The sequence below is a fragment of the Citrobacter sp. Cu233 genome, assembly GCF_030332225.1.
In the GTDB taxonomy this organism is placed as follows: domain Bacteria; phylum Pseudomonadota; class Gammaproteobacteria; order Enterobacterales; family Enterobacteriaceae; genus Citrobacter.
Map to the genome: position 1 here is coordinate 83939 of NZ_JAOWIF010000042.1, position 11680 is coordinate 95618.

Genomic DNA, 11680 nt, shown 5'->3' on the forward strand with positions numbered 1-11680 from the left:
AATGCGAATATTTGTCTACGGCAGTTTACGAACCAAACAAGGCAACAGCCACTGGATGACCAATGCCCTGTTGCTGGGAAATTTCAGTATCGACAACTACCAGTTGTATAGCCTGGGCCACTATCCAGGCGCAGTTCCGGGGAACGGAACGGTACACGGGGAAGTTTATCGTATTGACAACGCCACGCTGGCAGAGCTTGACGCTCTGCGTACGCGAGGTGGCGAATATGCACGCCAGTTAATTCAGACGCCGTACGGAAGTGCATGGATGTACGTGTACCAACGTTCAGTCGAGGGATTAACGCTGATTGAAAGCGGTAACTGGTTAGACCGAGACCAGTACTGATATATCGACTACGAGAATAAACAACGCCGCCTTCGGGTGGCGTTGTTTATTTAAGGCTTAAAACTCTACGCGCGCGCCGAGATTATAGCGACGGCCTTCTACCTGAGCGGATTCGTTCCACGCGGTAGTCAGCTTCGGATCTTCATCCAACACGTTGTAGACCCCAGCCATCAGCTGCGTGTGCTTGTTGAGCTGATAACGTACGCCCACATCAACCATTGTGTAGTCATCGTACTTATAGTTATTGCCGCTGTTGCGGTTACTGCTGCGATAGTTCACCGTACTCCACACATCAAGACTTTGTGTCGCCGCCCAGGTCAGCGACAGATTCGCCATATGACGTGGATAATCGTTCAGCGCGTAACCTTTGTTGACGCCACTTTTCTGCTCGCTGTGGTTCCAGGTGTAGTTGGCGTTGGCTTTGAGGTCAGCACTAATCTGCCAGTCAGCATTCAGCTCAATGCCGTACACATCGGCTTCGCTGACGTTAAAGTATTTACTGACGGAGTCGGCGTTGTAACCATTCACCGAGCACTGGTTGGTCGCCGTGGTTTCACAAATGGTTTGTTCCGCAATCTTGTCTTTGAATTGCGTATAGAAAACGGTGCTATCCAGCGACAGGACATCGCCCGTCCAGTACAGACCTAATTCAGAGTTAACGCTTTTCTCCGGTTTTAGATTGTCATTGCCCACCGTCAGGAAGGGATAGGGAACGGTGGAACCGTAAGGGGTGACGAAGTCGCTGGACGTTGCCCGCAGTTCCGGTTTTTTATACCCGGCGGAGACGCCGCCTTTCAGCGCCCATGCATCGCTGAAGGCCCAGTTGCCGTACATTTTTGGCGTAATATGCGTACCAAAGTTATCGTCCTGATCCATACGCGCCGAGGTGGTCAGGATGAAATCGTCAATACTCCAGCCATCTTCAGCAAACAGCGCCCAGCCGTTGCGGCTGATTTTGGTTACCGGCTCTGAGCCGGGCAGCGTTTTGTTAGCCACATCAAAGCGGTCATTTAACTCTTCGCGGGTAAAATTCGCCCCGATGGTCAGTTTATGGTTGTCGAGCGTGAAGGTAGTTTGCGAGTTGGCGACGTAGTTTTCCATCTGCACATACTGCGGCGACTGGCTGTCATAAACGTACTTCGAACGGCCCTTTTCGTAGTTGATGTAGTTGGTCGTCGCGATAGTGTCGTCTGCATACCAGCCGGTATGCGTCAGGGTTGCGGCATTACGATCGAACAGCCATGACCACGGCGCACCGCGTTTCTGCGTGCGATTTTTCTCCTGCTCACCGGTGACCACGTTGAGATCAAACAGGTTATTTTCGCTGGCAGCCAGGCCCAGCGTCATATCAATGGATTTTCGGTTATGTTTGCCAAAATAATTATTGCGATCGTCATCGCGGCGGTCGAGCCAGTCCGCCGCCACGCTTAAACCCAGCACATCAGGGACAAGGGGACCCATTGTAAACAGGTTCATCTGACTGGTATTGCCAAGATACTGGTGTTCCTGAAGCCAGGTATTCGCCGCAATCGCCGTCGTCCAGTCTTTCGCGCCGTAAGGCTTTTTGGTGATGACGTTGACGACGCCACCGATAGCGTCTGAACCGTACAGCGATGACATCGGCCCGCGAATAACCTCGATACGCTCAATGGCTTCCATAGGTGGTAAGAAGTTGGCTTCGGTACCAATATCATGGCCGTAGGGGCGCGACTCACCGGTATTCTGTTTGACGCTGTTAACCATGAAGGCCGTGTAAGACGGGTCCATACCGCGGATCATAATGCTGCCCGCGTTCATGCCGCTGCTGTTCGTGACTGAGACACCGGGAAGATTTTTAATGGCTTCACCGATGTTACGGTCCGGCTGAATATCCAGTGTTTTACGGTCGATTACTGAAATTGTGGCAGGGGCTTCTCGTTTCTGCTGTGAGAAACCTGATGCGGTGATCACCATTTCATCTTCGGTATTGCGGGAGGCCTCGCTTAATTCCTCGGCCTGTGAGGGAAAGATAACGCCGCCTGAGAATGCAACGATCCCCGTCAGCGTAATAAGTTGACGCGTTTTCATAATATAAGACACCTGAAAAGAAAAAATAAGGCATCACCTTGCTGCTTAGAATAGCGGCAAGGTGGAAAATAATATTGATTGTTAGAATTTAGACAGATCGATTTTCAGAACGTAGTCGGGTTTTATGCCAATCATCTTTTCCGACAGCTTTACACTGACATACAAGGTGTTAGCATCAGCCGAAAGCGCCAGACTGTTAGGTAACGCCTGAGTTTCGATGCTTTGTTTCACCTGATAGGTCTTGCTGTCCACGATGCTGATACGTTTTGCATTGCGGTGGGTGATATACACTTCCTGGCGTTTTTCGTTATAAATTACGGCCAGTGAATTAATGACCTTGATCGGTGCAATGACCTTACCGGTATTAATGTCGACGACCAGAACATCCGCTAAATCCGGATCGGTGAGGAACGCTCGATTATTTTTGGTATCAAGCGCGATATTCAGGAAGAAATGTTTTTTGTCAGATTCAATGGTAAAACGGTTAATAATTTTAAGGCTGGTGGTATCCAGCGTAATCAGTTCATTTCGGCCATTCACGACATACAAGCGATCTTTATCAGCATCAACGGCCATACCGGTCGGGTACTGACCCATGTTTTCAAGAGTGGCAATTTTTTCACGTTTTTGTGTATCCACGACCCATACAATGCCTTTTTCAGCCACGCCGGAAACATACAGGCGGTGATGCTGTGTATCGAGCACCATTTCACGGGTATGGACAATGTCTTTCGGGTTGCTGGTTTCGCTCAGTTGCAGTATCGCCAACTCTTTACCGCTGCGGGTATCGATTAAGGTGACTGAACCTTCCAGCGTATTACCGACGTACAGCACCTGATTTTCTTCATCCATCGCCGTTGCAAAGGCACGGCGGCTGGTCTTGATGAGTTCGGTGGTGGTGAGCTTTTCCAGATCGAGCTTGTAGATAAGCCCGCTGGTTTTGTCTTTATCAAATGACGGAGACGAGGCGGCAAAAAGCGAGTTCTGCTGACTATCAACCGCCAGTTCATATACGCCGTTACCGACATCGTGGGTCAGAAAATTTTTTTCAGGCAGCGTCTCTGCCGTACTGGGCAGGCTGGTAAATAACAGCGCCGTGACGAGTGCTACGCCGGAATAGTGTTTCAGGGACTTCACAGTGTGGAGGTTCATTGACTTTTATTCACATTTATTTACGTGTTGCGAATGATAATGAGATCTAATCTCATTCGCAAATAAGATAAATGAAATGTGACTACCCAATCTGGTAGGTCAAAAAGAAACCAGTGAGCTACCGGGGAAATGAAGGAAGGGAAAGTACAGGCATAAAAAAACCCTTACTAACCAGAGGCTGGTGTTCAGGGTTTTCAGCGCAGACGAAATTATTTCTTCGCGCGCTCGAAGGAAGCAACGATTTCAGCTTTAGCTGCTTCAGCGTTGTCCCAACCGTCAACTTTCACCCATTTGCCCGCTTCGAGGTCTTTATAGTGCTCGAAGAAGTGAGTGATCTGCGCTTTCAGCAGGTCCGGCAGGTCGTTCACATCTTTGATGTGATCGTATTCTTTGCTCAGTTTGGTGTGCGGCACGGCAACCAGTTTTGCATCTTCACCGGATTCGTCGGTCATTTTCAGTACGCCAACCGGACGGCAACGAATGACAGAACCTGGTTCCAGCGGGTACGGAGTCGGGACCAGAACGTCTACCGGGTCACCATCCAGAGACAGGGTGTGGTTGATGTAACCGTAGTTGCACGGATAGAACATCGCGGTGGACATGAAGCGGTCAACGAACAGGGCGCCGCTCTCTTTGTCAACTTCGTATTTGATCGGATCTGCGTTTGCAGGGATCTCGATAACAACGTAGATATCTTCCGGCAGATCTTTACCGGCAGGGACGTTGAGTAAGCTCATGTCTGTTTCCTTTAAATAAGCTATGGCAAACAAGTGGCGGGTATTATAGCCAACTCGCGCCGAATGTCTCCGCTTGTTTTCGATTTCACGGCGCACATTTTCTTCTTTTTTCTTCTCTTTAATGACAGAAAAATCCATATCTTCAGCTGCATTTTTCATAGTGATATGAAAGCGATTACAAAGTTGTGATTAACGTTTTATTTACTTTTTTGAAGTGTGATGTAACGCAATTCGTTACATGCTCAATTGTCTATAGTTTTTTCGCGACTGTTTATTAATCAACAATAATCACCCTACGAGGATGCACTTATGTGGAAGCGCTTACTTTTAGTCACAGCAGTTTCGACAGCCATGTCGTCTATGGCAATGGCAGCCCCTTTAACCGTAGGATTTTCGCAGGTTGGCTCTGAATCCGGCTGGCGCGCGGCGGAAACCAATGTGGCGAAAAGCGAGGCCGAAAAGCGTGGTATTACGCTGAAAATCGCTGACGGCCAGCAAAAACAGGAAAACCAGATTAAAGCCGTACGCTCATTTGTTGCGCAGGGTGTGGATGCCATCTTCATTGCGCCGGTGGTGGCAACGGGTTGGGAGCCGGTGTTAAAAGAAGCGAAAGATGCCGACATTCCGGTCTTTTTGCTCGATCGTTCCATCGATGTAAAAGACAAATCTCTCTATATGACTACCGTTACTGCCAATAACGTGCTGGAAGGTAAATTAATCGGCGACTGGCTGATTAAAGAGGTGAACGGCAAACCGTGTAACGTGGTTGAGCTGCAAGGGACCGTTGGTGCCAGCGTGGCGATTGACCGTAAAAAAGGTTTTGCCGAAGCTATCGCCAGCGCGCCAAACATCAAAATTATTCGCTCTCAGTCCGGAGACTTCACCCGCAGCAAAGGTAAAGAAGTCATGGAGAGCTTTATCAAAGCTGAAAACAACGGCAAGAACATCTGCATGGTTTACGCTCATAACGATGACATGGTGATCGGGGCTATCCAGGCGATTAAAGAAGCGGGTCTGAAGCCGGGCAAAGATATTCTGACTGGTTCAATCGACGGCGTGCCGGATATCTATAAAGCGATGATTGATGGCGAAGCCAACGCCAGCGTCGAGCTGACGCCAAATATGGCAGGGCCAGCATTCGATGCGCTGGAGAAATTCAAGAAAGACGGCACGATGCCTGAGAAGCTAACCATTACCAAATCCATCCTCTATCTGCCGGATACGGCGAAAGAAGAGTTAGAGAAGAAGAAAAACATGGGCTACTAGTTTTCACTGAGCACAACCCGTAGGCCTGATAAGCGCAGCGCCATCAGGCGTTGAGATGCCGGATGGCGATGCAAATGCGCCTTATCCGGCCTACAGCCAGACCGGTTTAAACAATGCCGGAGGAATGCCATGGTCACCGAACAACATCAGGAAATCCTCCGCACCGAAGGATTAAGCAAATTCTTTCCCGGCGTTAAGGCGCTGGATAATGTGGATTTCAGTTTGCGTCGTGGCGAGATTATGGCGCTGCTGGGAGAAAACGGGGCCGGAAAATCGACGCTGATCAAAGCGCTGACCGGCGTTTATCATGCCGATCGCGGCACGATCTGGCTTGAAGGCCAGACCATCTCCCCTAAGAATACCGCTCATGCCCAGCAACTGGGGATTGGAACCGTATATCAGGAAGTAAACCTGCTGCCCAATATGTCGGTGGCAGATAATCTGTTTATTGGTCGTGAGCCGCGGCGCTTCGGTTTGTTGCAACGCAAGCAAATGGAAAAGCGTGCCGCGGAGCTGATGGCTTCTTACGGTTTTTCGCTTGATGTACGCGAGCCGCTGAACCGTTTTTCGGTGGCGATGCAGCAGATAGTCGCCATCTGTCGGGCGATCGATCTCTCTGCGAAAGTGCTGATCCTCGATGAACCCACCGCCAGCCTGGACACCCAGGAAGTTGAAATGCTGTTCGGTCTGATGCGCCATCTTCGCGATCGTGGCGTCAGTCTGATCTTCGTCACCCATTTCCTCGATCAGGTATACCAGGTCAGCGATCGCATCACTGTCCTGCGTAACGGCGGGTTTGTTGGCTGTCGTGAAACCCGCGAATTGCCGCAGATCGAACTGGTGAAAATGATGCTCGGTCGTGAACTGGATACCCATGCACTACAGCGCGCGGGCCGTACATTGCTGAGCGAAAAACCGGTGGCGGCATTCAGTGATTTTGGTAAGAAAGGCACGATTGCACCGTTCGATCTGCAGGTTCGTCCCGGCGAGATCGTTGGGCTGGCGGGGCTGCTGGGATCGGGACGAACAGAAACGGCGGAAGTGATCTTCGGTATTAAACCTGCTGACAGCGGTAGCGCGCTGATCAAAGGTAAACCGCAGGTACTGCGATCGCCGCATCAGGCTTCGTGTCTGGGGATCGGCTTCTGCCCGGAGGATCGCAAAACGGATGGCATCATTGCCGCGGCTTCGGTGCGTGAAAATATCATTCTGGCCCTGCAGGCGCAGCGCGGCTGGCTACGGCCCATTGCGCGAAAAGAACAAAACGAGATCGCCGAGCGCTTTATTCGTCAGCTCGGTATCCGTACGCCTAATGCCGAACAGCCGATTGAGTTTCTCTCCGGCGGCAATCAGCAAAAAGTCTTGCTCTCGCGCTGGTTGCTGACCAAACCGCAGTTCCTGATCCTCGATGAACCCACGCGGGGGATCGATGTCGGCGCGCATGCTGAGATCATCCGCCTGATCGAAACGCTGTGCGCCGACGGTCTGGCGCTGCTGGTGATTTCATCCGAACTGGAAGAGTTAGTGGGTTATGCCGATCGGGTCATTATCATGCGCGATCGCAAACAGGTAGCCGAGATCCCGCTGGCTGAATTGTCCGTACCGGCGATCATGAACGCCATTGCGGCCTAAGGAGACTATGGTGATGCCTCAATCTCTCCCTCAATCCAATCCGCCTGAGCGGCGGTTTCGCTGGCCAAAGGGAATGCCACAACTGGTGGCGCTGCTGTTGGTGCTGCTGGTGGATAGCCTGGTCGCTCCGCACTTCTATCAGGTGATTTTGCAGGATGGCCGCCTGTTCGGCAGCCCGATTGATATTCTCAACCGCGCAGCGCCCGTGGCGCTGCTGGCGATTGGCATGACGCTGGTGATTGCCACTGGCGGCATCGATCTTTCTGTTGGGGCGGTGATGGCCATTGCGGGGGCGACAACCGCTGCGATGACGGTTGCCGGGCACAGCTTACCCGTGGTGCTGCTTGCTGCCTTAGGCTCCGGTCTTCTGGCGGGATTGTGGAACGGGATTCTGGTGGCGATCCTCAAGATCCAGCCGTTTGTCGCGACGCTGATCCTGATGGTGGCTGGGCGCGGTGTTGCGCAGTTGATCACCTCCGGGCAGATCGTCACCTTCAACTCCCCTGATCTGTCGTGGTTTGGCAGTGGCTCGCTCTTACTGTTCCCCACGCCCGTGATTATCGCATTGCTAACGCTGGTGGTGTTCTGGTTGCTGACCCGAAAAACGGCGCTGGGCATGTTTATTGAAGCGGTAGGCATCAACATTCGCGCGGCGAAAAATGCCGGGGTCAACACCCGCATCATTGTGATGCTTACCTATGTACTGAGCGGCCTGTGCGCGGCGATTGCCGGGATTATCGTCACCGCAGATATTCGCGGAGCTGATGCCAATAACGCCGGGTTATGGCTGGAGCTGGATGCCATCCTGGCGGTGGTTATTGGCGGTGGTTCGCTGATGGGCGGACGTTTTAACCTGCTGCTATCGGTAATTGGCGCGTTGATCATTCAGGGGATGAACACCGGGATTTTACTGTCGGGCTTTCAGCCGGAACTGAATCAGGTGGTCAAAGCCATCGTGGTGTTGTGCGTGCTGGTCGTGCAGTCACAACGCTTTATCAGCCTGATAAAAGGAGTACGCGGTCGTGATAAAACGTAATTTACCGCTGATGATCACCCTCGGGGTCTTTATTTTGGGCTACCTCTACTGCCTGACGCAATTTCCGGCTTTTGCCTCCACCCGGGTGATCTGCAATATTCTGACTGATAACGCCTTTTTAGGGATTATCGCCGTGGGTATGACTTTCGTCATTCTCTCCGGGGGGATCGATCTTTCCGTCGGGTCGGTGATTGCCTTTACGGGTGTATTTTTAGCAAAGGCGATTGGTTACTGGGGGATTTCGCCACTGCTGGCGTTTCCTTTGATTCTGGCAATGGGCTGTGCGTTTGGTGCGTTTATGGGGTTGCTGATTGATGCCCTGAAGATCCCGGCATTTATCATTACCCTGGCGGGGATGTTCTTCCTGCGCGGTGTTAGCTATCTGATTTCCGAAGAGTCGATTCCGATCAACCATCCTGTTTATGACGCCCTCTCCAGTTTGGCATGGAAGATCCCCGGCGGTGGTCGCCTGAGTGCGATGGGATTGCTGATGCTAGGGGTCGTCATCATCGGTATATTCCTGGCACACCGTACGCGCTTTGGTAATCAAGTTTATGCCATTGGCGGCAACGCCACTTCGGCCAACCTGATGGGGATCTCAACCCGCAGCACGACAATCCGCATCTATATGCTGTCTACCGGGCTTGCGACGCTGGCCGGAATCGTCTTTTCCATTTATACCCAGGCCGGTTATGCGCTGGCAGGTGTCGGGGTAGAACTGGATGCTATTGCCTCGGTAGTGATTGGCGGTACGTTGCTCAGCGGTGGGGTTGGTACGGTTTTAGGTACCTTATTTGGGGTTGCCATTCAGGGGCTGATTCAGACCTATATTAATTTTGATGGCACATTAAGTTCCTGGTGGACAAAAATCGCGATTGGCATTTTATTGTTTATTTTTATTGCCTTACAACGTGGTCTCACGGTACTTTGGGAAAATCGTCAGAGCTCGCCGGTCACCCGCGTGAGCACGGCTGAAGTACCAAAGTAACATCATGATTTTCCAGGAAACATTTAAATACCTAAACTTTTTCCGGTTGTAGTCGATAGGTTCTGTACAGGTCTGTTTTATCCCTACAACCGGAAATATAACGATGCCAAAATCCCTTTCAATTCGATCAAGTTTGTTGGTGTTATTGTCTCTGCTGACGTTTCTTCTGTTGCTGACCGGCGGTATGGGGCTTTATGCCGCTACCCGAGTTATTAACTCTTTGGTTTATCACGGTATTATGAGTGCTGCTATGTTGGCTGCTATTGCGTTGCTGGCGGTCATTTGGTTTATGCTGCGAAATAAGTTTCTTAAACCCCTGGATAACATTATTGAACAGCTGGAACGTCTGGCGACAGGCGATTTGTCGCCTGTTAGCACGTTATCGGCCAGCGCTGAATTCAACCGCCTTAACGCTGCAATGGATGAAATGCGCCATGCGTTGGGGGATTCTGTGCAGCGTGTGCGTGAAGCCAGCTCGCAAATTGATGTTGGCAGCCGCGAATTGAGCGCCGGTAACCAGCATTTGGCGCAACGTACAGAATCCACCGCCACGTCGCTGGAACAGACTGCTGCCAGTATGGAAGAACTCACCGCGACCGTGAAACAAAATGCGGAAAACGCAGAACAGGCGCATCAGCTGGCGAAATCGGTATCGGATACCGCCGATCGGGGCAGTGAGATGGTGTGCTATGTAATTGAAAAAATGCGCGATATTTCCGGCAGCTCCAGCCGAATTGCCGATATCCTTAGTGTGATTGACGGTATTGCTTTCCAGACCAATATCCTGGCACTCAATGCCTCCGTTGAAGCGGCGCGCGCGGGTGAGCAAGGCCGTGGTTTTGCGGTGGTAGCAGGGGAAGTACGCAATCTTGCCAGCCGTAGCGCCGAGGCGGCAAAAGAGATCCGTACATTGATTAGCGATTCCCATACGCATGTGGGTGAGGGAAGTGAACTGGCGCAACAGGCGGGTGAAACCATGGATGAAATCGCGACCGAGGTTATGCGTATGACCAGGCTGATGCGTGAAATTGCCAGCGCGTCTCAGGAGCAGAGCCGTGGGATTGAGCAGGTGAATATTGCGGTGAGTCAGATGGATGAAACGGCGCAGCAGAATGCGGCGTTGGTACAGCAGTCTTCAGCAGCTACCCGCTCACTGGAAGAGCAGTCGCATGCGCTGCTGGAAGCGATGGCAGCGTTCCGGTTACAGGTGTCGTAATCGGGCTATGGATTTTGTAGGCCGGATAAAGGCGTTTACGCCGCTATCCGGCAATATTACGTATCGTGCCGGATGGTGCTTCGCTTATCCGGCCAACAACATGATGTAGACTGGGATGTTGCGTTTATGCGTCCGGGAACTCGCGGATAAAGCGCTCTACATCGTCCACCATATGGTCGTTACCGACGAAGAAAGAGCGACGCTGGTGCAGACTTTCTGGGGTGATATCCAGAATACGGTCTTTACCATCGCTTGCCTTGCCGCCCGCTTGCTCGGCCAGGAAGGCCATCGGGTTGCATTCGTACAGCAGACGCAGTTTCCCTTGCGGGTGGCTGGCGGTGCTTGGGTACAGATAGATCCCACCTTTCAGCAGGTTGCGATGGAAATCTGCAACCAGAGAGCCAATGTAGCGCGAGGTGTACGGGCGCTGAGTGGCCTTATCTTCTTCCTGGCAGAATTTAATGTATTTCTTCACGCCATTCGGGAATTTGATGTAGTTGCCTTCGTTAATGGAGTAAGTGCTTCCCTTTGCCGGGAAACGCATACGTTCCTGGCTGAGGCAAAATACGCCCAGAGAAGGATCGTAGGTGAAGGCGTGTACGCCACAACCGGTGGTGTACACCAGCATGGTGGATGAACCATAAACAACGTAACCCGCAGCAACCTGTTTGTTGCCCGGCTGCAGGAAATCCTCTTCCGTGACCGGTGTGCCGACAGGTGTTACGCGGCGGTAAATAGAGAAAATCGTACCGACAGAGACGTTTACATCGATGTTGGATGAGCCATCCAGTGGATCCATTAGCACAACGTATTTTGCGTGTTCACAGCCTTCAAAGACGACGATTTCATCTTCTTCTTCTGAGGCAATACCCGCCACAATGTCGCGCGCCTTCAGTGCAGCTTTCAGTTTTTCGTTTGCGAACAGATCGAGTTTTTGTTGCACCTCTCCCTGCACGTTCTCTGCACCGCTGGCACCCAGGATATCGACCAGACCGGCCTTATTGATATCGCGGTGGATGATCTTGGCGCCCAGCTTTATTGCCGACAACAAAGCAGTGAGTTCACCGGTAGCATGAGAAAACTCGTGCTGCTTTTCGACAATAAATTCACCTAACGTTTTCATAACACTTTCCCTGCAATTTATGTGGAGTAAAGCGACCGCAACAATATTAACAAATATTTCAGCTATCGCGCTCAGGTGAATCGCGCCAGCAAACTACGGAATATCCTGAAATGCGTT

10 protein-coding genes are annotated in these 11680 nt (G+C 51.5%); 6 read left to right on the plus strand and 4 right to left on the minus strand.

What is annotated here, in order from left to right:
- Window position 1 precedes the first annotated feature (1 nt).
- The gene (locus OGX95_RS18960) at window positions 2-346 is read left to right on the plus strand and encodes a gamma-glutamylcyclotransferase family protein (protein WP_048212859.1); all 345 of its coding nucleotides are present in this window, start codon (window positions 2-4) and stop codon (window positions 344-346) included.
- A gap of 57 nt (window positions 347-403) precedes the next feature.
- On the opposite strand, the gene OGX95_RS18965 is transcribed toward OGX95_RS18960, so the two are convergent.
- The 3 genes from OGX95_RS18965 to ppa all read right to left on the minus strand — a co-directional run bounded on the left by OGX95_RS18965 (window position 404) and on the right by ppa (window position 4302).
- Window positions 404-2413 carry a TonB-dependent receptor domain-containing protein gene (locus OGX95_RS18965; protein ID WP_286630569.1) on the minus strand — a complete coding sequence of 670 codons (2010 nt, stop codon included), beginning with the start codon at window positions 2411-2413 and terminating at the stop codon, window positions 404-406.
- Window positions 2414-2494: 81 nt separating this feature from the next.
- Window positions 2495-3565: a 7-bladed beta-propeller protein YncE gene (gene yncE / locus OGX95_RS18970; protein WP_286630570.1), complete on the minus strand. Its 1071-nt coding sequence runs from the start codon at window positions 3563-3565 to the stop codon at window positions 2495-2497.
- A 209-nt stretch (window positions 3566-3774) separates the two neighbouring features.
- Entirely contained in the window at window positions 3775-4302 is a 528-nt protein-coding gene (gene ppa / locus OGX95_RS18975; RefSeq protein ID WP_005134479.1) for an inorganic diphosphatase, read from the minus strand.
- Between the two features lie 309 nt (window positions 4303-4611).
- Here ppa and ytfQ point away from each other — a divergent pair, with 309 nt between their 5' ends.
- The 5 genes from ytfQ (at window position 4612) to OGX95_RS19000 (ending at window position 10440) form a co-directional block, all read left to right on the plus strand.
- Window positions 4612-5568, plus strand: a complete 957-nt coding sequence (gene ytfQ, locus OGX95_RS18980; protein ID WP_286630571.1) for a galactofuranose ABC transporter substrate-binding protein YtfQ — start codon at window positions 4612-4614, stop codon at window positions 5566-5568.
- A 129-nt stretch (window positions 5569-5697) separates the two neighbouring features.
- The gene (gene ytfR, locus OGX95_RS18985; RefSeq protein ID WP_286630572.1) at window positions 5698-7200 is read left to right on the plus strand and encodes a galactofuranose ABC transporter, ATP-binding protein YtfR; all 1503 of its coding nucleotides are present in this window, start codon (window positions 5698-5700) and stop codon (window positions 7198-7200) included.
- Between the two features lie 13 nt (window positions 7201-7213).
- Window positions 7214-8236 carry a galactofuranose ABC transporter, ATP-binding protein YtfT gene (ytfT, locus tag OGX95_RS18990; RefSeq protein WP_271440306.1) on the plus strand — a complete coding sequence of 341 codons (1023 nt, stop codon included), beginning with the start codon at window positions 7214-7216 and terminating at the stop codon, window positions 8234-8236.
- Window positions 8223-9224: a galactofuranose ABC transporter, permease protein YjfF gene (yjfF, locus tag OGX95_RS18995; protein ID WP_286630573.1), complete on the plus strand. Its 1002-nt coding sequence runs from the start codon at window positions 8223-8225 to the stop codon at window positions 9222-9224. The genes ytfT and yjfF overlap by 14 nt, the downstream gene beginning before the upstream one ends.
- Before the next feature lie 103 nt (window positions 9225-9327).
- Window positions 9328-10440 (plus strand): methyl-accepting chemotaxis protein, encoded by a 1113-nt coding sequence (locus tag OGX95_RS19000; protein WP_286630574.1) that lies wholly within the window; start codon window positions 9328-9330, stop codon window positions 10438-10440.
- A gap of 124 nt (window positions 10441-10564) precedes the next feature.
- Here the strand turns inward: OGX95_RS19000 and fbp are convergent, their stop codons facing one another.
- Complete coding sequence (gene fbp, locus OGX95_RS19005; protein ID WP_271440309.1) at window positions 10565-11563, minus strand: class 1 fructose-bisphosphatase; 999 nt, start codon at window positions 11561-11563, stop codon at window positions 10565-10567.
- Window positions 11564-11680 lie beyond the last annotated feature (117 nt).